Source organism: Ruegeria sp. K7 (genome assembly GCF_056531785.1).
On the sequence record NZ_JBQFMJ010000003.1, the window covers coordinates 162,661 to 183,764 of the forward strand.

Annotated in this window: 21 protein-coding genes; 13 read left to right on the forward strand and 8 right to left on the reverse strand. The window is 58.3% G+C overall.

Annotated elements, in window-relative coordinates; genetic code table 11:
* Nucleotides 1-335: 335 nt before the first annotated feature.
* On the forward strand, nucleotides 336-1,379 hold the full coding sequence (locus tag ACR0FE_RS07775) for a hypothetical protein (RefSeq protein ID WP_480912182.1): 1,044 nt from the start codon (nucleotides 336-338) through the stop codon (nucleotides 1,377-1,379).
* Nucleotides 1,380-1,615: 236 nt separating this feature from the next.
* Here the strand turns inward: ACR0FE_RS07775 and ACR0FE_RS07780 are convergent, their stop codons facing one another.
* On the reverse strand, nucleotides 1,616-1,957 hold the full coding sequence (locus ACR0FE_RS07780) for a DUF2853 family protein (protein ID WP_170807098.1): 342 nt from the start codon (nucleotides 1,955-1,957) through the stop codon (nucleotides 1,616-1,618).
* A gap of 191 nt (nucleotides 1,958-2,148) precedes the next feature.
* Between ACR0FE_RS07780 and ACR0FE_RS07785 the strand changes: the two genes are divergently transcribed.
* Nucleotides 2,149-2,796 (forward strand): DUF899 family protein, encoded by a 648-nt coding sequence (locus ACR0FE_RS07785; RefSeq protein ID WP_480912185.1) that lies wholly within the window; start codon nucleotides 2,149-2,151, stop codon nucleotides 2,794-2,796.
* A gap of 51 nt (nucleotides 2,797-2,847) precedes the next feature.
* Here the strand turns inward: ACR0FE_RS07785 and ahcY are convergent, their stop codons facing one another.
* Both ahcY and ACR0FE_RS07795 read right to left on the reverse strand, forming a co-directional pair.
* Entirely contained in the window at nucleotides 2,848-4,236 is a 1,389-nt protein-coding gene (ahcY, locus tag ACR0FE_RS07790; RefSeq protein WP_480912188.1) for an adenosylhomocysteinase, read from the reverse strand.
* A 101-nt stretch (nucleotides 4,237-4,337) separates the two neighbouring features.
* Nucleotides 4,338-4,652, reverse strand: a complete 315-nt coding sequence (locus ACR0FE_RS07795; RefSeq protein WP_170612824.1) for a hypothetical protein — start codon at nucleotides 4,650-4,652, stop codon at nucleotides 4,338-4,340.
* A 206-nt stretch (nucleotides 4,653-4,858) separates the two neighbouring features.
* On the opposite strand from ACR0FE_RS07795, the gene ACR0FE_RS07800 reads away from it, so the two are divergent.
* Entirely contained in the window at nucleotides 4,859-5,452 is a 594-nt protein-coding gene (locus tag ACR0FE_RS07800) for an HD domain-containing protein (protein ID WP_170612822.1), read from the forward strand.
* Between the two features lie 28 nt (nucleotides 5,453-5,480).
* Here the strand turns inward: ACR0FE_RS07800 and ACR0FE_RS07805 are convergent, their stop codons facing one another.
* The 4 genes from ACR0FE_RS07805 to ACR0FE_RS07820 all read right to left on the reverse strand — a co-directional run bounded on the left by ACR0FE_RS07805 (nucleotide 5,481) and on the right by ACR0FE_RS07820 (nucleotide 7,838).
* Nucleotides 5,481-5,876 (reverse strand): DUF805 domain-containing protein, encoded by a 396-nt coding sequence (locus ACR0FE_RS07805; protein ID WP_170612820.1) that lies wholly within the window; start codon nucleotides 5,874-5,876, stop codon nucleotides 5,481-5,483.
* A gap of 84 nt (nucleotides 5,877-5,960) precedes the next feature.
* Nucleotides 5,961-6,455, reverse strand: coding sequence for a lactoylglutathione lyase family protein (locus ACR0FE_RS07810; RefSeq protein ID WP_170612818.1), 495 nt, complete (start codon nucleotides 6,453-6,455; stop codon nucleotides 5,961-5,963).
* Between the two features lie 131 nt (nucleotides 6,456-6,586).
* On the reverse strand, nucleotides 6,587-7,141 hold the full coding sequence (locus tag ACR0FE_RS07815; protein ID WP_170612816.1) for an ActR/PrrA/RegA family redox response regulator transcription factor: 555 nt from the start codon (nucleotides 7,139-7,141) through the stop codon (nucleotides 6,587-6,589).
* Between the two features lie 76 nt (nucleotides 7,142-7,217).
* Nucleotides 7,218-7,838: an SCO family protein gene (locus ACR0FE_RS07820; protein WP_480491025.1), complete on the reverse strand. Its 621-nt coding sequence runs from the start codon at nucleotides 7,836-7,838 to the stop codon at nucleotides 7,218-7,220.
* Between the two features lie 91 nt (nucleotides 7,839-7,929).
* Between ACR0FE_RS07820 and regB the strand changes: the two genes are divergently transcribed.
* The 10 genes from regB (at nucleotide 7,930) to ACR0FE_RS07870 (ending at nucleotide 20,735) form a co-directional block, all read left to right on the forward strand.
* Nucleotides 7,930-9,327, forward strand: coding sequence for a sensor histidine kinase RegB (regB, locus tag ACR0FE_RS07825; RefSeq protein ID WP_170612813.1), 1,398 nt, complete (start codon nucleotides 7,930-7,932; stop codon nucleotides 9,325-9,327).
* A gap of 64 nt (nucleotides 9,328-9,391) precedes the next feature.
* On the forward strand, nucleotides 9,392-10,900 hold the full coding sequence (locus ACR0FE_RS07830; RefSeq protein ID WP_480912194.1) for a PAS-domain containing protein: 1,509 nt from the start codon (nucleotides 9,392-9,394) through the stop codon (nucleotides 10,898-10,900).
* A gap of 41 nt (nucleotides 10,901-10,941) precedes the next feature.
* Nucleotides 10,942-11,415, forward strand: a complete 474-nt coding sequence (gene tsaE, locus ACR0FE_RS07835; protein WP_480912196.1) for a tRNA (adenosine(37)-N6)-threonylcarbamoyltransferase complex ATPase subunit type 1 TsaE — start codon at nucleotides 10,942-10,944, stop codon at nucleotides 11,413-11,415.
* A complete protein-coding gene (locus tag ACR0FE_RS07840) occupies nucleotides 11,412-12,416 on the forward strand; it encodes an aminoglycoside phosphotransferase family protein (RefSeq protein ID WP_480912198.1) in 1,005 nt (334 codons plus the stop codon). Before tsaE ends, ACR0FE_RS07840 begins: the two co-directional genes overlap by 4 nt.
* Nucleotides 12,413-13,099 (forward strand): nucleotidyltransferase family protein, encoded by a 687-nt coding sequence (locus tag ACR0FE_RS07845; protein WP_480912201.1) that lies wholly within the window; start codon nucleotides 12,413-12,415, stop codon nucleotides 13,097-13,099. Before ACR0FE_RS07840 ends, ACR0FE_RS07845 begins: the two co-directional genes overlap by 4 nt.
* Nucleotides 13,092-16,019 carry a double-strand break repair protein AddB gene (gene addB / locus ACR0FE_RS07850; protein ID WP_480912203.1) on the forward strand — a complete coding sequence of 976 codons (2,928 nt, stop codon included), beginning with the start codon at nucleotides 13,092-13,094 and terminating at the stop codon, nucleotides 16,017-16,019. The genes ACR0FE_RS07845 and addB overlap by 8 nt, the downstream gene beginning before the upstream one ends.
* Nucleotides 16,016-19,375 (forward strand): double-strand break repair helicase AddA, encoded by a 3,360-nt coding sequence (gene addA / locus ACR0FE_RS07855; protein ID WP_480912206.1) that lies wholly within the window; start codon nucleotides 16,016-16,018, stop codon nucleotides 19,373-19,375. The genes addB and addA overlap by 4 nt, the downstream gene beginning before the upstream one ends.
* A gap of 60 nt (nucleotides 19,376-19,435) precedes the next feature.
* On the forward strand, nucleotides 19,436-19,756 hold the full coding sequence (trxA, locus tag ACR0FE_RS07860) for a thioredoxin (protein ID WP_170612799.1): 321 nt from the start codon (nucleotides 19,436-19,438) through the stop codon (nucleotides 19,754-19,756).
* Nucleotides 19,757-20,025: 269 nt separating this feature from the next.
* Nucleotides 20,026-20,376, forward strand: coding sequence for a Lin0512 family protein (locus ACR0FE_RS07865; protein ID WP_480912209.1), 351 nt, complete (start codon nucleotides 20,026-20,028; stop codon nucleotides 20,374-20,376).
* Entirely contained in the window at nucleotides 20,373-20,735 is a 363-nt protein-coding gene (locus tag ACR0FE_RS07870; protein WP_170807107.1) for a Lin0512 family protein, read from the forward strand. Before ACR0FE_RS07865 ends, ACR0FE_RS07870 begins: the two co-directional genes overlap by 4 nt.
* A 57-nt stretch (nucleotides 20,736-20,792) precedes the next feature.
* On the opposite strand, the gene ACR0FE_RS07875 is transcribed toward ACR0FE_RS07870, so the two are convergent.
* Complete coding sequence (locus ACR0FE_RS07875) at nucleotides 20,793-20,987, reverse strand: DUF1127 domain-containing protein (protein ID WP_170612793.1); 195 nt, start codon at nucleotides 20,985-20,987, stop codon at nucleotides 20,793-20,795.
* Nucleotides 20,988-21,104: the final 117 nt, after the last annotated feature.

Sequence of the window (21,104 nt, forward strand, 5' to 3'; positions counted from 1 at the left end):
TTTCTGGTGTTGTTTGTTCATAGTTTGATCTTGTTCGAAAGTCTGAGCCCATGTCTGACGCCAGAGGCAGTACTGGGAAGTCCAAGCCGCGAAACCCAAAAAATTGGGAGGCGCGACTTGAAGAGGCGCGAAAGCAGCGGCGGAAGGCGCTGGCGCGTACGAATGGGTCAGCCCCCAGGAATGGCGTAGCCAAAATTCCAACTGTCGCACGATCAAAGGATATTGCGCAGGCAATCCCGGAACCTGCGCCCGATCCAGCGGTTTCGGAACCTGTCCATCCGGAAGTTCGACCAAATAAGAAACGCAATCGCGGCACGACAAGGCTCCTGCTTGTTGTGCTTATCGCAATGACATGCGGCGCGGCCCTGCAATGGGGCGGCGCCAAGGTCACCACCAAATGGTCTCAGGCTGCTGAAGATGAAGCCATTCTGGACGCGGCGCTGGGCGATCCCGATTTGCCCGCTGAGGTTGCTGCCCCCGAGAATGAGCCTCCGGTCAGGATTGCCGCACCGGACACTATTGCAACTGAACCGCCGGCCTCCCGAAAAAAGGTGTACCCGCGAAGCCAAGTGGCCAGCATCAACCTTCCCGGAGCGGAACTGATGCCCCTTCAACGAGGGAGCCCTGCCTTTTCCAACAGTGTTGCACAGCTGGATCCCAAGTTGTCTGCCCTGTCTGAAGAAGCGCAAAGCGTGCCTGCGCCTCAGGAAGACCAGAGTCCCCCGACCGATCAAGTCGAAGCAGTCGTGGTCGAAACCCCGGTCGTCGAAGACGCCATTGTAGAAGCCGCAGTTATCCAAGACTCAGTTGTTGAAGACCCAGTGGTTCAAGACGCAGTTGCAGAAGATGCAGCAGCCCCAGACGCAGTTATCGATGATGCGGAAGTCGCAAAAACAGAGGTTGAAAACCTGCCCGATGAACCGCAGGTCAGCTTGGTGGCGTTGAACCCTGATCCGCCAGTCAGCACGATTGTCGAGCCTGCATTGCCCGATGAAGTACTGCCTGACTTGAAACCGGAACTGGATATCGAGGTCGCGCTGATTGTGCCAACCCGAGTGTCAGAGGATGCGCGAAACGTGGCGCTGAAAGTTCTGGCCGACGGTGAAGCCAATGTGGTGGCGTCAGCCCGGGTGGGATATTCGGTCAAGGAAACCCAGGTTCGGTTCTATCACCCAAACGATGCGGAAATGGCGGCACTGACTGCGAAAGCCCTGGGAGCAATTTCCCGAGACTTTACGGATTCCAACGTGAAAACCAGGCCCGGACGCATTGAGGTGTATCTGGCTGGACGTGGCGGCGGCAGCAGCAAAAGCGACGGCGACGAAAAACAAACCAGATTTGACCAGTTCATCGCCCGCCTGTTGGGCGGCGCAAACTAAAATATGCGGGAAGGTTCCGACGATGCAGAACCTTCCCTACCCCACGTGCTCCCAACTCACCACACGTGTATAGAATTCTTGGCTCTGACCGTCCTGGTCCTGAACTGAACCTACCCGGTTTCTTGCAGGTCGTTCAACAATCAAGTGTTTAGAATAAAAGTAAAACTAAGCACACCCGCCGTAAGATCAGCGGGTGTCGATTCCCGTTCAGGCGCAATCAGATTCGGAATCCGGGATCAGCCGTAGACCGACTCTTTGCCGAAATGCTTTGTCAGCATGTAATAGACGACAGCACGGTATTTGTTGCGCTCGGACATGCCGTAGGTTTCCATGGCCTTGTTGATCGCTTCCATCAGTTCCGGACCATCGGACAGACCAAGTTTCTTGATCAGGAAATTGTTTTTGACTGTTTCCAGCTCGCTTTCCTGGCTGGCAGCCACGGTCGCGGCGTCTGCGTCATAAATGGCGGGACCACATCCAATCGTAACCTTGGTCAGCAGGTCCATGTCCGGGTCCATGCCGCATTTGGATTTCAGGTCATCGGCATACTTGGCGATCAGGTCGTCGCGTTTTCCCATTTTCGTCTCCTGTTAGATGTTCATGTCCTGTCCATTCAGCACAGCACATACGGTAGCGGGCGCGGAGATTTGCACAAAGGGGAAAAAACCGCGCTTTCCCCCCTAAGGTAAACGCCATTGGATGAGCAGGGGTTGATCGAAACGCTGCTTTAATTTAACTCATCTGTTAAATAATGAAAGCGGAGGTAGCAATGACCGTATCCCTGCCAAACGAAAGTTCCGAATATCGCAATGCCAGGAATGCTTTGTTGACGGCTGAAACCGAGCTAAGAGCGCAGATCGAATCCGTCGCAGCCATGCGTCGCAGCCTGCCAAAAGGCGGGCAAGTACCAGACGACTATGCGTTCAGGTCGCTGGACGGTGAAGCCGCGAAGATGTCTTCATTGTTTGGGGAACATGACACACTTGCCATCTATTCTCTAATGTACGGGCCGAATGCCACCAGCCCTTGCCCTATGTGTTCGGCATTTCTGGATGGGCTGAACGGGCAAGTCACCCATATCCGAAGGAAAATATCGATTCTGGTCGCGGCCGAGAATACGCCTCAGAAGCTGGCAGCGTTAAAGAAGCAGATGGGCTGGAATGACCTGCCCCTGTTTTCAGCGTTGGGTACGGGATACCAGCGCGACTATCTGGCTGAAACGGAAGACGGTAATCAACTGCCGATCCTGAACGTGTTTCAACGGGATCAGGACGGTATTCATCATTTTTGGGGATCCGAGCTGTTCTTTGAGCCCAGCGACTGGCATCCGCGGCACATAGATGCGGCATGGCCGCTTTGGAACATCCTTGATTTCACACCGCAGGGTCGTGGAGATTTCATGCCGCCACTGCGCTGAAACAAAAAACGGCGGCCGGATCGACCGCCGTTTTCCTGAGTTTCACTGCAATCAGTAGCGGTAATGTTCGGGCTTGTAGGGGCCTTCCGGCTTTACGCCGATATACGCCGCCTGCTCGCTGTCCATCTGGGTCAGCTTCACACCGATCCGGTCCAGATGCAGGCGCGCAACTTTCTCGTCCAGATGCTTGGGCAGGATGTAGACTTCGTTTTTGTATTGGTCACCCTTGGTGAACAGTTCGATCTGCGCCAGAACCTGGTTGGTGAACGAGGCCGACATCACGAAGGACGGGTGGCCGGTGGCGTTGCCGAGGTTCAGCAGGCGACCTTCGGACAGCAGGATGAGACGGTTGCCCGAGGGCATCTCGATCATGTCCACCTGTTCCTTGATGTTGGTCCACTTGTGGTTTTTCAGGCTGGCCACCTGAATTTCGTTGTCGAAGTGGCCGATGTTGCCGACGATGGCCATATCCTTCATCTCGCGCATATGCTCGATGCGGATCACGTCCTTGTTGCCGGTGGTGGTGATGAAGATATCTGCCGATGCAACTTCGTCTTCCAGCAGGGTCACTTCAAACCCGTCCATGGCGGCCTGCAGCGCGCAGATCGGATCAACTTCGGTGACTTTCACTCGGGCGCCTGCACCGCGCAGCGAAGCGGCCGAACCTTTGCCTACGTCGCCATATCCGCAGACCACGGCGACCTTCCCGGCCATCATGGTGTCGGTGGCGCGGCGAATGCCGTCGACCAGCGATTCCTTGCAGCCATATTTGTTGTCGAACTTCGACTTGGTGACCGAGTCGTTCACGTTGATCGCCGGGAACGGCAGATGGCCGTCTTTCACCAGCTGATACAGGCGGTTCACACCGGTGGTGGTTTCTTCGGACACGCCCTGGATCTGGTCGCGCATCTTGGTGAACCAGCCCGGGCTTGCCGCCATACGCTTGGCAATCTGCGCCTTGATGACTGCTTCCTCTTCCGAACCCGGAACACGGATGATGTCCTCTCCCGCTTCGGCACGGGCGCCCAGCAGGATGTACAGCGTCGCATCGCCGCCATCATCCAGGATCATGTTGGGGCCGTCTTCGAACAGGAAGGATTTGTCCAGATAATCCCAGTGCTCCTCCAACGTCTGACCTTTGATGGCGAAGACGGGGATGCCCGCCTCGGCAATCGCGGCGGCTGCGTGATCCTGGGTCGAGAAGATGTTGCACGATGCCCAGCGCACATCGGCGCCCAGCGCAACCAGCGTTTCGATCAGAACGCCGGTCTGAATGGTCATGTGCAGCGAACCGACAATGCGCGCACCGTTCAGCGGCTTGGCTTCGCCATATTCCGTACGCAAGGCCATCAGGCCCGGCATCTCGGTTTCGGCAATATCCAGCTCCTTGCGGCCAAACCCGGCCAATGAAATGTCTTTGACGATATAGTCCCCGGCCATCAGGTGCTCCACTCCGGTAAATCACGAACCGGAGTGCCCTAGCATTCCTTTATGCAGGTGGCAACTTGGATAGCCGGATACAGGAAGTTATGCCGTCAAAATCAGCTTGGCGTACCCTCAGGCTTGATAATCGGGATCGCCTCGAAGAAATCTGTGCCAACGGCGACAATACAGGTAATGCCATTGGCCTGTGTCACCAGAACGGTATAGCTGCCTGTTTCCTTTGAGGTCCAGACCTCCATGACCGATTGCGCACCGCGCGATTTCTGCAGACCGCCAAAGGCGAGTTCCTCGGCATATTTGTCCTGCAGATTGGAAATCACGTGTTCGCGCACTGCGCAGCTTTGGGCCAACACCGGCGGCGCTGTCGCGGCCATGCCGAATGTCAGGGCTATTGAGAACAATCGCTTGAACATGACAAGCTCCTTTCGTTACGGGTTTCGTTACGAGAGGGGCACACCGGGAGGAGCGCGTGCCCCCCTCAGTTCTTTATGTCGGGATTGACTGTCATTCCTTCAAAGCACGAATGCTCAAGAAAACGTTGGCAGCCAGTGATCCAGACAGGTACATCATACCCTAAAAATGAGGCGCAATCGCGGCGGGTCGCGAGAGGTATGGTATAATGGCAACACAACCCCGGGCATGGCAGAGGATGCTGTCAGGTCGGCGTCTGGATCTGCTGGATCCGACGCCCGTGGACATCGAAATCGAAGATATCGCCCACGGACTTGCGTTTGTGGCCCGCTGGAACGGGCAGACGGACGGGGATTTCGCCTATTCCGTGGCCGAACATTCGCTTTTGGTCGAAGAGTTATTCGGCCGGATTGTCCCCAAGGCGCCGGCAAAATGGCGGCTGGCTGCTTTGTTACATGATGCGCCCGAATACGTGATCGGAGATATGATTTCCCCGGTGAAATCTGCCGTAGGGCCAGATTACGGCGCGCTGGATGATCGACTGGCTGCTGCCATCCACATCCGGTTCGGCCTGCCTGCCGAGGTGCCGAAAACAGTGAAACGTCAAATCAAAAAGGCCGACAAGATCAGCGCCTGGATGGAGGCGACGCAGATCGCGGGGTTTTCCGAGGCTGAGGCGACGAAGTTCTTTGGGCGACCGGATAGGGCGGTCATAGAAGGTTTGGAAATCCGGTTGCGCCCGGCGGTTGAGGTTCGGCGGGCGTATTCTGCGCGTCACGAGGAACTTTTAAAGAAACTGTAGCCCAAATCCCCGTATTCCACCTGGAACTTCAAGGGAAAGTGTCAGGTTCTCCAAACTGGTTTAAACCACTCTCGCTTGGCTGAATGTAGAAGTAGATCAAAACCAAGGTTCCGATCAGCGGAATGAAGGCAATCAATAACCACCAAGCGGTTCGCCCGATGTCGTGCAAACGTCTGGCCCCGATCGCCACATTGGGAAGCAACAGCCCAAGTGACACCAAAACTGAGAGCGGCTGGCCCGCGCTCGGTTCAAACGCGCCAAATCCAAGCATCGGCGCGATCAATGCACCATCGACAATTCGCGTCACCAAAAGAACAAGAAATACGGCCAGGACCCACCACCAAAAGGTCGCGCGCGAAGCGCGACCGTGGAAGTTGGCGTAATTTGACAGTGCCCGCCGAAATGCCGTCGAAAGATTATTCATGCCGCCCTCCGCAATTGGGCGGTATTCACATATCACTTTTTCTTGTTATTTGATATGCAGCCGTCTGTGCGGCCGCCGACAAACCTATACGTACGCGCCCGCCGAATAAGTCAGTTCGTACGAGTGGCTATAAAGTTCAAATACGTTCCCAAACGGGTCTTCCATGTAGACCATTCGATAAGGCTTTTCGCCAGGATAGTATTTTCGGATCTGGCTCATGCGTTGTTTTCCGCCTAACTCTTCTATGATCTTAACCCGCTCTTCCAGATTGGCGTCTTGCACGCAGAAATGAAAAAGACCGCGACGCCAATACTCAAACGGCCGTTCCTCTTCGATCGTGTTCGGAAACTCAAAGAGTTCAATGCCGGTTCCATCCCCCATCGACAGGTGGGCAATGCGGAATGAACCCCAGCCTTCACCAAAAACATCGTCACACATCTGGCCTATGGCGCTGTCGTCATGCAGCACTTCGGTGGGTTCCATGAGGACATAAAGCCCAAAGGCCTTGGAGTAGAACTCGACCGCTTTTTCAAGGTCCGGAACGGTTATTCCGATGTGGGAAAATGTTAGTGCAGACATCTTTGGAAACTCCTCGTTCAACAGCAAACAAGAGGAAGGGTATCAGCAGCCCTTGCCAATACCTTCCGAAATAGTGCGCTTGTTTGAGTTTCCACATCCAGAGAAGGGAGAATGCCAGCTTAGGTTCGATCTTAACGCGGGCTGCGCTTCGCCAAAATCCGCTGCAATGTCCGGCGGTGCATGTTCAGCCGCCGTGCAGTCTCGGATACGTTCCGGTCGCACAGTTCATACACCCGCTGGATATGCTCCCAGCGGACGCGGTCCGCGCTCATGGGGTTTTCCGGGGGCGGGGGCAGTTCGTCGCCCTTGGCCAGCAACGCGTTGGTGATGTCGGTAGCATCGGCAGGTTTCGACAGGTAATCGGTCGCGCCGATCTTCACAGCGGCCACTGCAGTCGCGATCGCACCATATCCGGTCAGCACCACGACCCGGCTGTCGGGGCGCTTTTCACGCAGCACTTCAACCACATCCAGGCCGTTGCCATCCTCGAGCCGCAAATCGACCACGGCATAAGCCGGGGGCCGAGCGGTGGAAATGGCGCGCCCTGCCGCGACCGAGCCTGCGGTTTCAACTTCGAATCCGCGTTTTTCCATTGCTTTGGCCAGACGTCTCAGGAACGGCTCGTCATCATCGACCAGAAGCAATGATTTATCGGGCCCGATATCATACTGAGGACTGTCCGCCATATTCCGCTCTTTCCGCTGTTTCCTGCCTTCGGCCTAGCACTAAGTCATAGCAGCGCCATGACAAAGGTCAAACCGATCACGTCTGATCCAGAAAGCAGCCGACCTTGTCAGCAATCTGCTCCGCAGTGTCGTCACGTTTGAAAAACTCAAGGAACCCGTCCTCGGGCGTGACCAGATAGGTGAAGGTCGAGTGGTCGACCAGATAATACTCGTCACTTTTGTCCTGCGCCTTGTAATAGGTCTTGTAGGCCTTGCTGGCGGCCTTGACCTGTTCGGGCGAGCCGGTCAGCGCGATCATCCGTTCATGCAGGTTAAAGGCATAGTCCCCGACCACTTCGGGCGTGTCGCGATCCGGGTCGATCGAGATGAACAGGGGTGTCACAGACTGCCCGCGCTCGGCCAAGATGTCGATCGCTTCGGCATTGCGCGACATGTCAAAGGGGCAGACATCGGGGCAGAACGTATAACCGAAATAGACCAGTGTCGGTTCGGTGATCACATCCTTGTCGGTGACAGTATCGCCATGCGCGTTCACCAGTTCAAACGGCCCGCCAATGGCTGCTGCGCCACCGGCGATCTGGCTGGACCGGCATTGGGCAAACTTGTCGTCCGACGCTGAACCCTGCACCAGCAGCCAGACGGCGCCCAATCCAACGGCAAGAATGACGGTAGCGAGAATGGCGTAAAGGCGGATCATGACGTTATCCTGATACCAGAGGGGTTGTTGATCGTTTCGGTCGGGACACCTATCAACATGAGGAACCGGTGCAATAGGACATAATTGACCCATGGCAGATTCCAACATCACATTTTGGCATGGTCAGGAACGCAGCAGCTGGATCCGGTTGCGCACCCTGATCCTGTTGCGCTGGGTCGCCATCGTCGGGCAGATCACGGCAATCACCGTGGCGCAGCAAACCTATCATGTGCAGCTCGAGGCCGGTTTGTGCTACCTGGCCATAGGCGTTTCGGTCATGGGCAACCTGACCGCAATTCTTCTGTTTCCCCGCAGCAAACGCCTGTCGGAGTTTGAGAACTTTCTGATGGTGTTGTTCGATCTGCTGCAGCTGGCCTTCCTGTTGTACCTGACCGGCGGGCTGAACAATCCGTTCGCCTTGCTGCTGGTCGGCCCGGTGACGATCTCGGCCAGCGTTATGAGTACCCGTTCCACCCTGATTGTCGGGGCCGTGGCAATCGTCCTGACCACGCTGCTGGCCGAGTTTCACCTGCCCTTGCGCACCAATCTGGGGCTCGAATTGCGAATCCCCGATATCCTGCTGTTCGGCAACTGGGCGGCGATCGTGATCGCCATCGTTTTTCTTGGCGCGTATTCGCACCGGGTCAGTTCCGAGGTGCAGTCCATGTCCGAGGCGCTTTCGGCCACGCATATGGCCCTGGCGCGTGAACAAAAACTGACGGATCTGGGGGGTGTCGTGGCTGCCGCGGCACATGAGCTGGGTACGCCGCTTGCCACAATCAAACTGACCAGTTCCGAGCTTTTTGAAGAGCTGGACGACAGGCCTGATCTCAAAGAAGACGCGGCCCTGATCCGCGAACAGGCCAACCGGTGCCGCGATATTCTGCGCAATATGGGTCGGGCAGGCAAAGACGACCTGCATCTGCGCCAAGCGCCGCTTTCAACCGTCACTTTTGAAGCGGCAGAGCCGCATATCAACCGGGGCAAACAAGTGCATTTTGCCGAAGGTCCGGCGCAGGGCGGCGATGTCCAGCAGCCCTCGATCCTGCGCAAACCCGAGATCATCCACGGATTGCGCAACCTGATTCAGAACGCCGTGGATTTCGCCCGCGCCAATGTCTGGGTCGAAGCCGAGTGGACCGAAGACAGGATTACCGTCAACATCATGGATGACGGGCGCGGATACCCCTCGCAGATGATCGGACGCATCGGTGATCCGTTCATGCGGCGGCGCAGGACCGAAACCGATCAGCGGACCCGCCCGGAATACGAAGGGATGGGCCTGGGTCTGTTCATCGCGAAAACCCTGCTTGAGCGCAGCGGTGCGGAGCTGGAATTTGCCAACGGTTCCGACCCCTACCAGTCGCTGACCGACAATCCCGAACGGCGGGGTGCCATCGTCAAAGTATCGTGGCCGCGCAACCTGATTGACGCGCAGACCGGGGATACGCCGGTACCGTCCGGGCTCAACCAGCCGATCGAGGTGTGAGTTAAGAAACCGTTAACCAATCAAGACCATAGTCCGGCCCAACTTTACTGGTGTCGGAGATCATATGGCCGACTGGATCATCCTTGTCGCAATCAGTCTGGTTTCATCCTGTTTCGCAGTGCAGTGGCTGTTGCCCCGCAAGGCGCAATACGATGCCAGTTTCGGACTGGCTTCGCCTTCGTCTTTGTTCGACACCGTCTTCCTGTTTGACGAAAGTCGCCTGATCAGCCACTCGGACATCGCTTTGACAGGGTTCGACAAAGTCGCCGAGTGGGGCGATCTGCGCCGGTTGCTGCATCGGGATTTCCCAAGCTTTCCCGAAACGCCGGATTGCGTCCGAAGCGCCGGGACGCTGGTGGTCCCGGCGATCGATTGCACGGTCGGGCGCGAGGTGGTGTGTGAATGGATCGACGGCGTTGTGCGGGTTCAGTTGCGGGAACAGTGCAATGCCGCCACCCATGTAAGACGCGACGCCAATGACCCGATCCGACTTGCCATGGACCAGGCCCCCTATCCGGTTTGGCTGCTGGATCAGCAGGCCAGTGTCCGGTGGTGCAACGCAGCCTATGTTTCACTGGTCCGAAAAGTGCGCGGACAGGATGCCGATTTGACAGACCCTCTGTTTCAAACGCTGGCCGACGATACGCGCCTGAATACGAGGATCCGGGTTTCTGCAGACGTCAAAGAAAGTGACAGCAAGCTTTGGTTCGATCTGACGCTGGTCGATCACGCCGAAGGGCGGCTGTGCTATGCCGTTGACATAAACGCCATTGTCGCCGCCGAAAACACGCAGCGCAAATTCGTACAGACGATGACCAAGACCTTTGCCCAGCTGTCCATCGGTCTGGTCATCTTCGACCGCAACCGGCAACTGGCCCTGTTCAATCCGGCCCTGATCGACCTGACCACCCTGCCCCCGGATTTCCTGAGTTGCCGCCCCAGCCTGTCAAGTTTCTTTGACCGCCTGCGCGATCAACACATGATGCCCGAACCCAAGAATTACCGCAGCTGGCGCCGCCAGATGAATGACCTTCTGGAAGCCGCCGAGGACGGGAATTATCAGGAAACATGGTCTCTGCCCTCCGGGTCCGTCTATTCGGTCAGCGGGCGACCTCATCCTGACGGGGCGGTTGCGTTTCTGTTCGAGGATATCACCGCGGAAATCACGTTGACCCGAAGGTTCCGTTCGGAAATGGACCTGATGCAATCGATCCTGGACAAGCTTGCAGATGCAATTGCGGTGTTTGCCGATGACGGGACGCTGGCCTGCACGAATGATGCCTATCGCGTGTTGTGGCAGGACACAGGCCAGACCGGGTTCGAACCGGAATCGGTTCTTGAGGTCACACGGAGATGGCAACAACGCTGTGCTGCAACGCCCTTGCTGGGCGAGATCCGTGATTTTGTTGAAATGCGAGACAATCGGGCCGAATGGTCCGGCGAGCTGTTCATGCGCGACGGAACGCACATCCTTTGCACCGTCAGTCCGATGCAGAATGGCGCAACCATCGTGCGCTTTGCGGACGGGAAAACCGTCAGCAAGCCTATGGTGCGACAACAGATCAGCGCCTGAACCGGGTTGCAGCCGAACGGGCGCAGGTCCATTGTGGCGCCATGACACGAACCCCACTCTCGATCACCTTGAATTCGCCGGAAGAAACTGCGGATTTCGCAACCCGGGTCGCAACCGGCTTGGCGCCGGGCGACACCCTGTTGCTGGAAGGTGAGATTGGCGGCGGCAAGACTCATTTTGCCCGCAGTCTGATCCAGTCCTTGATGGATGTACCCGAAGACGTACCCTCGCCGACTTTCACGCTGGTTCAGGCCTATGACACCCCGGCCGGAGAAATCTGGCATTGCGATCTGTATCGGTTAAGTGCCGTTGAAGAGATCGAGGAGCTGGGCCTGACCGAGGCATTCGACACTGCAATCTGCCTGATCGAATGGCCCGAGAAACTGGGTCCGCTTATGCCTTACGCGGCCCTTGCGTTGAAATTTCGCACCGACCCTGATTTACCCGACACAAGACACCTGACCCTGTCCTGGTCCGACCCGAAATGGGCACCCAAACTGGAGACCGCCGCATGACCAACCGCGCAGTGCTGGCCAAAGCGCTGATTGAGCAAACACCCTGGGCCAACGCCTCACGCGCAGCATTGGCAGGTGATGCGTCAAATCGCCGTTATGAGCGCCTGACAGACCCGGATACCGGGCGCACGGCCGTATTCATGGACGCCCCGCCGGACAAGGCCGAGGATGTCGCGCAATTCGTGCGCGTCGCGGAATATCTGAGGTCAAACGGTCTGAACGCACCCGAAATCTATGCCGAAGACATGGAGTTCGGGTTTCTGCTGCTCGAGGATCTGGGCGACGATCTGTTCGCCCGTGTTCTGGAAAAGAACCCCAAACAGGAACTTGCCTTGTACGAGGCCGCAACCGACGTTCTGATCCATCTTCACAACGCGCCGACACTGTCTTTGCCGTCGTACGGGCCTTCGCTGATGACCGAGCTGGCCGCGTTGTCCTTTACCAAATATGCACAAGGCATTCTGGGTTCGCATGACGAAGACGCGCGCGACCTGTTTGAACGCCGGTTCCAGGATATCCTGCACCGCGAAACTTCGGGCGCGAAAGTTGTTGTGTTGCGGGATTATCATGCAGAAAACCTGATCTGGATGCCCGATCGGGACGGTTTGCACAAAGTGGGTTTGCTGGATTTCCAGACCGCCATGCTGGGCCATCCCGCCTATGATCTGATGTCGCTGTTGCAGGATGTGCGCCGTTCAGTCTCGCCGGGTACCGAAATGCGCATGGTCAACCGGTACATCGCCGCAACCGGAATGGATGATCACGATTTCCGCACCGCGTACAGCGTTCTGGGGGCACAGCGGAACCTGCGCATTCTGGGCGGGTTCGCGCGTCTGGCGACCGAATATGGCAAACCGCACTATGTCGATCTGATCCCGGCCACGTGGTCGCATCTGATGCGGGACCTCGAGCACCCGGCGCTGGTATCAGTGGCTGATCTGGTGCGCGAATCCCTGCCCGCGCCGACACCCGAAAACCTGGCCAGGCTAAGACCGCAATGACCCGACCGCCCGAAGCTGTCATGCTGTTCGCCGCCGGGTTTGGTACCCGTATGGGGGCATTGACCAAAGACCGGCCCAAACCGCTGATCGAAGTTGCCGGCAAACCGCTGATCGATCACGCACTGGATCTGGTTAACGATCTTGGCCCTCAGCGTGTCGTTGCCAATCTGCACTATCATGCGAATCAGCTCGCGGCGCACCTGGCTCCTCGGGGGGTATTATTGTCGCTGGAATCGCCAGAAATACTGGAAACCGGTGGCGGATTGCGGGCGGCTTTGCCTTTGTTAGGGTCTGATCCGGTCTTTACTCTGAACACTGATGCAATCTGGTCGGGGCCGAACCCGCTGACATTGCTGCGCGCAGCATGGGACCCTGACCGGATGGACGCGCTATTGATGTGTATCCCGATCGCGCAGACAATCGGACATTCTGGATCGGGCGATTTTGCGGCAGACGAAACAGGACGCATCACGCGCGGCGGAGGGCTGGTATATGGGGGTGCTCAGATCCTTCGAACGGACGGTTTGCACGGGTTTCAGCAACCGGCCTTTTCGCTGAACCTGTTGTGGGATCAGATGCAACAGCAGGATCGTCTGTTCGCCCTGACCTACCCTGGTCGCTGGTGCGACGTTGGCCGCCCCGAAGGCATCGCAATGGCCGAAGGGTTGCTGGACAATGTTTGAACCCGGCATCCTGCCCCGTGTTTTTGCGGTTCCGCCCGGGGCAGACTTTCCAAAAGTGCTGGTGCAGGGGTTAAGGGCGCGCAGTGCGGATCTTCCGCCCGAAGCGCTGGCGCGGGTGCAACTGGTGGTGAATACCCGCCGCATGGCCCGCCGCGTGAGGGACTTGTTCGATCAGGGACCGCCCTGCCTGTTGCCAAGAATCTCGCTGGTGACAGATCTGGGGGAATCGGTTGATCTGGCGCAGGTGCCTCCGGCCATTCCAGCGCTGCGTCGGCGGCTGGAACTGACCCAGCTGGTGGCGAAACTGCTGGACCAACAACCCGATCTGGCGGCAAGGTCTTCCATCTTCGATCTGGCGGACAGTCTGGCCAGCCTGATCGACGAAATGCAGGGTGAAGGCGTTTCGCCCGACGCCATCCGGCAACTGGATGTCAGCGACATGTCCGGCCATTGGGCCCGCGCACAGCAATTCTTTGGCATCGCCGATCGATTCATCAACACCGGCGAAGACGCCCTGGACGCGCAGGCACGGCAACGGCGCGTCGTCAATAACCTGATTGACCGCTGGCGGAACGACCAGCCCGAACACCCCATCATTCTTGCCGGGTCAACCGGATCGCGTGGCACGACCCTGATGCTGATGGAAGCCGTCGCAAGGCTGCCACAAGGCGCGCTGATCCTTCCGGGCTTCGATTTCGATCAACCGAATGAAGTCTGGGAAGGACTGGATGAGGCGCTGACCTCGGAAGATCACCCCCAGTTTCGGTTTCGAAAGCTGATGACCCTGCTGGGTTTGACACCCGGCCAAATCACCAGTTGGACCGCCGACCAGCCACCCTCACCCGCGCGCAACAAGCTGATTTCACTGGCATTACGCCCGGCACCCATCACCGACGCGTGGATGACAGAGGGCCCGCGACTGACCGATCTGGCCGGTGCAACACAGGATTTGACCCTTGTCGAGGCCGCATCCCCCCGGGGCGAAGCATTGGCCATCGCGCTGCGGTTGCGCGAGGCGGCGGAAACCGGCCAGACCGCCGCCCTGATCACACCTGACAGAATGCTGACCCGTCAGGTCAGTGCCGCGCTGGACCGCTGGAACATCCTGCCGGATGACAGCGCCGGCCTGCCCCTGCAACTGTCGCCGCCCGGCCGTTTTCTGCGCCACGTTGCCGGATTGTTCGTCCGACGACTTGAAGGTGAGGCCCTCCTGACCCTGCTCAAACACCCGCTGTGTCATGATGGCGCCGAGCGAGGGGCGCATTTGCTTCATACCCGCGATCTGGAACTGGATCTGCGGCGGTACGGCCCGCCGTTCCCCGACAGTACCAGCCTGAGTGTATTTGCGATCCGCAAGGATGTTTCGGACGACTGGGTGCGCTGGGTCACCACTCATTTCTGCGATCAGGTGGTTGCAGGTGAGCGTCCGTTGGCGGAATGGGTGGAAAACCTGCGCGCACTTGCCGAAGCGATTTCTGCGGGCAGTAAGGGCGACCCAGGCACATTATGGGACAAGAACGCTGGCCAAAAGGCCTTGTCCGTTTTGACCGCGCTGGAGAACGAGGCCCCATATGGCGGCCAGATGAACGCCCATGATTTCGCCGATCTTCTGGGCGCGTTGCTGGCAACGGAAGAGGTGCGCGACCGGGACGCGCCGCACCCTCATATCATGATCTGGGGCACCCTGGAGGCACGCGTGCAAGGCGCTGACCTGCTGATCCTTGGCGGGTTGAACGAAGGCAGCTGGCCCGAGGCCGCCGCCCCTGATCCGTGGTTAAACCGGCAAATGCGTAGTCAGGCCGATCTGCTGCTGCCCGAGCGTCGCATTGGACTGTCAGCCCATGATTTCCAGCAGGCCGTCGGCGCGCCCGAAGTGTGGCTGACCCGGGCAACCCGGTCGGATGACGCGGAAACCGTCCCGTCGCGCTGGCTGAACCGCCTGACCAACCTGTTGCAGGGCCTGCCGGATCAGGGTGGGCCCGATGCCCTGTCCGAAATGCGGGCGCGCGGCCAAAGCTATCTGCGTTGGAGCGAAGCGCTGGAACACGCGCCCGATATCGCTTCTGCGCATCGCCCCTCGCCACGCCCCCCGGTTGCCGCACGTCCGCGCCGTTTTAGCGTCACCGAAATCAAGCGGCTGATCCGCGATCCTTATGCCATATACGCCAAACACGTGCTGCGGCTGAGGCCGCTGGATCCACTCGTACAGGCTCCGGACGCGTTGTTGCGCGGCATTGTCATTCACGAAATCCTGGAGAATTTCATCGAAGACAGTGTTCTGGATTCCGCCTTGCTGACGCGCGAGAATTTCCTCAAACGCGCAGCGGCGTTGCTGGACCGGCACGTCGCGTGGCCGACTGCGCGGAAACTTTGGCTGGCGCGTCTGGAAAGGATCGCCGACGCATTCCTGCTTGCCGAAACCGGGCGGCGAAGCGATGGCGGACCAGTGGCCTTCGAAACGGCAATGAAGCTGGTTCTTGCACCGCTGGACTTCACGATCGCCGGGCGCGCCGACAGGATTGATCGCAACAGCCGCGGCGCCCTGCGCATCATCGACTACAAAACCGGTGTGCCGCCGACCGAAAGCCAACAGGCCAAATTCGACAAACAGCTTCTCATCGAGGCCGCAATGGCCGAGCAGGGCGGCATCGAAGGATTCGACCCCTTGCCAGTGGCCGAGGCGGCGTTCATCGGTATGGGCGGCACCTACAAAGAGGTGCCCGCGCCGCTGGCCAAGGAACCTGCCGACAAGGTTCTGGCCGAGCTGAAAGAGCTCATTTCAGCTTATTTAGAGCCTGATCAGGGCTTCTCGTCGCGCCGGATGCTGCACAAGGACACTGATATTGGCGACTATGATCATCTGGCGCGGTTCGGGGAATGGGATCGCACTGACGAAACGGTGCCCGAGGACCTGACATGAAAGCCCGCAACGATGCAACCGAACGGCAGGTGCAGGCCGCGCGACCCGATGCCTCGACCTGGCTTGCGGCCAACGCGGGGTCCGGCAAGACGCGGGTTTTGACCGACCGGGTGGCGCGGTTGCTGCTAGGCGGCGTGCAGCCGCAGCATATCCTGTGCCTGACCTACACCAAGGCCGCCGCCAGCGAGATGCAGAACCGGTTGTTCAAACGCCTTGGCGAATGGGCGATGTTGGGCGATTCGCAGTTGTTGGCGCAACTGACCGAACTGGGGGTTCCGGGCATCATTGACCCCGGGCGGCTGGCGCAGGCCAGAACCCTGTTCGCACGTGCCATCGAAACACCTGGCGGGTTGAAGATACAGACGATCCACTCATTCTGCGCATCGCTTCTGCGGCGCTTCCCGCTTGAGGCTGGCGTCAGCCCCCAGTTTGCCGAAATGGAAGACCGCGCAGCCGCCCTTTTGCGGGAAGAAATCATCGAGGACTTCGCAGAAGGTCCACAATCCGGGTTGGTCGAAGACATTGCCCGGTTTGTCACGGATACTGGTTTCGACAAGTTGACGGCCGCCATCACGCAAAAGAGGAACCTGTTTTCTCATCCTCTGAATTGGGACGCGCTGCTGAAACGCTTTGACCTGCCGCCTGGTTTCGACGACGACGCCCTGTCGCGCAGCGTCTTTCTGGGCGGTGAGGTCGAGCTGATCCAGTCACTACTGCCTGCGTTGATCGAAAGTGGCGGCAACAATGCCAAGGCGGCGGCCAAGCTTACAGGATTCACCGAGGCGCGGATTGGGCATCTGCCGCTACTGGAATCCGTTTTGCTGACGGGAAAAGGCGCAAAAGAGCCCTTTACCGCCAAAACCAACAGCTTCCCGACCAAGGCCCTGCGCGAGGGCGCCCTTGCGGACCGGACGCCACAGCTTAAGGCGCTGATGCTGCGTGTCGAAGCCGCGCGGGAAAAGCGGCTGGCATTGACGGCGGCGCAGAAATCGCGGGTTCTGCATCGTTTCGCAGCCGCGTTTCTGCCGGAGTACGAAAGACGCAAGCAATTGCGCGGCTGGCTGGACTTTGATGACCTGATCCTGCGCGCGCGCCAAGTGCTGAACGATCCTGCCGTGGCGGAATGGGTGTTGTATCGATTGGATGGCGGCATCGACCATATCCTTGTGGACGAGGCACAGGACACAAGCCCGGATCAATGGGATGTGGTTGAAAAACTGGCACAGGAATTCACCAGCGGGGAAGGGGCCCGGTCCGGGGTCGAACGTACGATTTTTGTAGTCGGTGACAAGAAACAGTCGATCTATTCCTTTCAGGGCGCCGACCCGCAGGCCTTTGACCGGATGCAGGCAGAATTTGGGCGAAAACTCCAGGAATCAGGCTCTAAACTGTGGGATTCCACACTTGAATTCTCGTTCCGGTCCTCCAGCGCCATTCTGACGCTGGTCGATATCCTGTTTGAAAACAAGACAGATGCAGGGTTTCACAAGGACTCGCTGCACCGCGCCTTCAAGACAGATCTTCCCGGTCGCGTCGATCTGTGGCCGGTCGTGGAAAAGGTCGAGGATGAAGAGGACGGCGACTGGACCGATCCGGTCGACCGGCCCGGCGCACGCCATCACACAGTCATTCTGGCGGAACAGGTGGCACATTCGATCAAGGGCATGATCGAAAGTGGTGAAACCATTCCGGAAGATGGCGAAGACCCAGGCAGCTTTGTACGTCGACGGATTGAACCGGGCGATTTCCTGATCCTGGTGCAGCGCCGCTCGGACCTGTTTGCCGAAATTATCCGCGCCTGCAAGGCACAGGGCTTGCCCATCGCCGGAGCAGATCGGCTGAAGGTCGGGGCGGAACTGGCGGTCAGGGACCTTGCCGCGTTGCTGAGTTTTTTGGCCACGCCCGAAGACAGCCTGTCACTGGCCACGGTTCTGAAATCCCCGTTGTTTGGATGGTCGGAACAGCAGCTTTTTGATCTGGCGCACCGCAGGTCCGAGGAGTTTCTGTGGGCAGCGCTTCGCAGGCGGGCAGATGAGTTTCCCGAAACCTGTGCCGTTTTGAACGATCTTCGGGCTCAGATCGACTTTCTGCGCCCCTATGACCTGATCGAGCGTATCCTTACGCGTCATGACGGACGGCGCAAACTGTTGGGCCGTCTGGGGGCCGAAGCCGAGGACGGTATCAACGCGCTTTTGTCGCAGGCGCTGGCCTATGAGCGGACGGACATTCCCAGCCTGACCGGATTTCTGGTCTGGATGCAGACCGACGATCTGGAAATCAAGCGCCAGATGAGCGGTGTGGGCAACATGATCCGCGTTATGACCGTTCATGGCTCAAAAGGGCTGGAAGCCCCAATCGTGATCCTGCCGGACACCGCCAAGCGACAGCCGCCACGCGATGCCGAGATCATGGTTGCGGATGATTTGCCCTTGTGGAAAGTCCCCTCGGACGCCTCGCCTGTGCTGATCTCGCAGGCGCGAAACACGGCGCGGGAACGGGAAGAAAACGAACGGCTGAGATTGCTATATGTGGCTCTGACACGGGCCGAAAAGTGGCTGATAGTGGCTGCGGCCGGCGATGTGGGGCCGACTGACGGCAGTTGGTATCAGATGGTCAAGGGCGCATTGGAACAGGCAGGCGCCACCCGGCTGCCGGAAACAGACACACTCAGGTTGGCGCATGGCGACTGGGACGGACTGGCTCTGACGGAACAGGAGCAGTACGTGGCAAGCACGACGGACTTGCCGCAGATGTTTCTGCAGCCCGCCGGGGAAGCACCCAAAACAGCGGAGACAATAAGCCCTTCTGATCTGGGCGGTGCCAAGGCTTTACCCGGTGATGCAGGTCTGGACGAAGACGCCGCCAAGCTGCGCGGAACGCAATTGCATCTGCTGCTCGAACACCTTCCATCCGTTTCTCAGGAACGCTGGGCTCAGCTTTGCGCCCGCCTACTGCCTGATATGCACGAAGCGAAGAGGCTGGAGCTGATGGCAGAGGCAACGCGCGTGCTGACCTGCGACCAGCTATCCTTGGTGTTTGCGCCAGATACTTTGGCCGAAGTTCCGATCTCGGGCGCATTGAACGGCCAACGGATGCACGGTGTCATTGACCGCCTGATCGTGACGGAAACCGAAGTTCAGGCGATTGATTTCAAATCGAATTTCACTGTCCCTGACACTGCAGAGCAATGCCCCGAAGGCCTGTTGCGCCAAATGGGCGCCTATGCCTGCGCGCTGTCGCAGATTTATCCCGGGCGCACCATCCGCACCGCGATCCTTTGGACCCGAACCGCGCGGCTCATGTGGCTGACACACGATCTTGTGACAGATGCTCTGACCCGCTCCCGCGTATCTTGACGTTACCTGCATCGGCCCCTACGTTCTCAGCCCGAGTTTACCCCATTCAGGAGACAGAATATGTCGACCGTTGCCGTTACTGACGAGACCTTTGACGCCGAAGTCAAGAATTCGGATATCCCCGTTGTAGTGGATTTCTGGGCAGAATGGTGCGGACCCTGCAAGCAGATCGGTCCGGCCCTGGAAGAACTGGCTGCAGAATATGGCGGCAAGGTAAAAATTGCCAAAGTTGACGTGGACAGCAACCCGAACGCTGCCGCCGCCATGGGCGTGCGCGGTATTCCGGCCCTGTTCATTTTCAAGGACGGTCAGGTGGTATCCAACCGCGCTGGTGCGGCACCGAAGGCGGCGCTGCAAAGCTGGATCGACGAATCCATCTGACCCTGTGAATTTCGGCAGAAGACGCCCCGTTTCCGCGGGGCGTTTTTTTTGGCCATCTGGTCAGGAGGGGCTGCGATATTGTCAGCGCTTCCTGGACTGCCCGACATCGCACGACTGGATATTTGACCCAAGCCCCGCAACTGTCACCAAAGGGCCATTGCACAACACCTGCATCACTTGTCCTTACCTGAAAGGGCGTATTTCAATGCGTTAGCGCATCCGGTTTTCAGGGTGCCCTGGCCAAAAGTCTGACAGGAGGGTCGTCAAATATGGCAAAAACTCGGGTTCTGGTTGAATTCGGCATGGGGACGTCTTTGCGGCGCAAGGACTATACCGAGGCTGCGGTGCGGGCCATCAAGGATGCATTGTGGCACAACTCCGTCAATATGGCCGAGCTGTTTGATTTCCCAAGGCAAGCAATGATCATCGATGCGCAAATCGGTGTGCAGCAGCCGGACAAAGTCGACACCCAGATTCTGAAAGACCTGTTCCCTTACGGGCAGCCCAATATCACGGTGATACATGGCGGTCTGGACATCGACAAACCGAATTCCGATGGCTGCACGGTCATCGCCAACGCGGCCGTCATCGTTTCCTTCGATATGGAGCCTGCGCAATGACCGAAAAACGCATCATTCTGGAAATGGGAACCGGAAATGACCTGTACGGTCAGGATTACACAAAGGCTGCGCGCCGGGCGGTTCAGGACGCGTTGCATCATTCTTCGATCACGCTGTTTTCGAAGCTGGGTATCGATCACTCGGAAATGCGGGTCCAGGTGACAATCGGCGTTCAGAACCCAGATCTGGTGGATTGCGATCTGGTCGCCGCCGATCTGCCCCGGGGGCGGGCGCAGGTGCGCGCCGTCAAGGGCGGACTGGATATCGAAGACAGCGACGCCGGCACCCGGCACGTTGTTGCAACCGCCGCCATCGAGGCCTTTTTACCGGATCAGTCGGGAAAGTTCGTGCAGTCCTAAAAAAGAAAAAAGCCGCTCGGTCGAGCGGCTCATCTCATGGTCTGACTTGCCTTGAAATCAGAGGTTTTTGATGTCGGCGCGGGTCAGGCCGATATCATCCAACTGGGCGTCGGACAGAACTGACAGCGCCTTGCGGGTCTTGCGGGATTCATTCCACTGTGCGGCAGCTTCGAAAGCTCCGGTGAATGCGTCCACTACGTGCAGGATGGTAGCTGCTCCGAGCGGCGCATGGATGTTTGCGGTGGTTGCCATTTGCGCATTCCTTCTAACAGAAACAGCCGACCCGTTGTCGGTTGTGATCCTCATCTAGTATGCCCGGCACGGACTCACAAATGCTGGTCTGGTAAACCCGCAATGCATTTTGTGCAT

What these genes read in the sequence shown, in the direction of transcription:
- ACR0FE_RS07780 (WP_170807098.1), bottom strand. Translation starts at nt 1,957, where the DNA reads ATGGGAAAACGCGACGACCTGATCGCCAAGTATGCCGATGACCTGAAA.
- ACR0FE_RS07785 (WP_480912185.1), top strand. Translation starts at nt 2,149, where the DNA reads ATGACCGTATCCCTGCCAAACGAAAGTTCCGAATATCGCAATGCCAGG.
- ahcY (WP_480912188.1), bottom strand. Translation starts at nt 4,236, where the DNA reads ATGGCCGGGGACTATATCGTCAAAGACATTTCATTGGCCGGGTTTGGC.
- ACR0FE_RS07795 (WP_170612824.1), bottom strand. Translation starts at nt 4,652, where the DNA reads ATGTTCAAGCGATTGTTCTCAATAGCCCTGACATTCGGCATGGCCGCG.
- ACR0FE_RS07800 (WP_170612822.1), top strand. Translation starts at nt 4,859, where the DNA reads ATGGCAACACAACCCCGGGCATGGCAGAGGATGCTGTCAGGTCGGCGT.
- ACR0FE_RS07805 (WP_170612820.1), bottom strand. Translation starts at nt 5,876, where the DNA reads ATGAATAATCTTTCGACGGCATTTCGGCGGGCACTGTCAAATTACGCC.
- ACR0FE_RS07810 (WP_170612818.1), bottom strand. Translation starts at nt 6,455, where the DNA reads ATGTCTGCACTAACATTTTCCCACATCGGAATAACCGTTCCGGACCTT.
- ACR0FE_RS07815 (WP_170612816.1), bottom strand. Translation starts at nt 7,141, where the DNA reads ATGGCGGACAGTCCTCAGTATGATATCGGGCCCGATAAATCATTGCTT.
- ACR0FE_RS07820 (WP_480491025.1), bottom strand. Translation starts at nt 7,838, where the DNA reads ATGATCCGCCTTTACGCCATTCTCGCTACCGTCATTCTTGCCGTTGGA.
- regB (WP_170612813.1), top strand. Translation starts at nt 7,930, where the DNA reads ATGGCAGATTCCAACATCACATTTTGGCATGGTCAGGAACGCAGCAGC.
- ACR0FE_RS07830 (WP_480912194.1), top strand. Translation starts at nt 9,392, where the DNA reads ATGGCCGACTGGATCATCCTTGTCGCAATCAGTCTGGTTTCATCCTGT.
- tsaE (WP_480912196.1), top strand. Translation starts at nt 10,942, where the DNA reads ATGACACGAACCCCACTCTCGATCACCTTGAATTCGCCGGAAGAAACT.
- ACR0FE_RS07840 (WP_480912198.1), top strand. Translation starts at nt 11,412, where the DNA reads ATGACCAACCGCGCAGTGCTGGCCAAAGCGCTGATTGAGCAAACACCC.
- ACR0FE_RS07845 (WP_480912201.1), top strand. Translation starts at nt 12,413, where the DNA reads ATGACCCGACCGCCCGAAGCTGTCATGCTGTTCGCCGCCGGGTTTGGT.
- addB (WP_480912203.1), top strand. Translation starts at nt 13,092, where the DNA reads ATGTTTGAACCCGGCATCCTGCCCCGTGTTTTTGCGGTTCCGCCCGGG.
- addA (WP_480912206.1), top strand. Translation starts at nt 16,016, where the DNA reads ATGAAAGCCCGCAACGATGCAACCGAACGGCAGGTGCAGGCCGCGCGA.
- trxA (WP_170612799.1), top strand. Translation starts at nt 19,436, where the DNA reads ATGTCGACCGTTGCCGTTACTGACGAGACCTTTGACGCCGAAGTCAAG.
- ACR0FE_RS07865 (WP_480912209.1), top strand. Translation starts at nt 20,026, where the DNA reads ATGGCAAAAACTCGGGTTCTGGTTGAATTCGGCATGGGGACGTCTTTG.
- ACR0FE_RS07870 (WP_170807107.1), top strand. Translation starts at nt 20,373, where the DNA reads ATGACCGAAAAACGCATCATTCTGGAAATGGGAACCGGAAATGACCTG.
- ACR0FE_RS07875 (WP_170612793.1), bottom strand. Translation starts at nt 20,987, where the DNA reads ATGGCAACCACCGCAAACATCCATGCGCCGCTCGGAGCAGCTACCATC.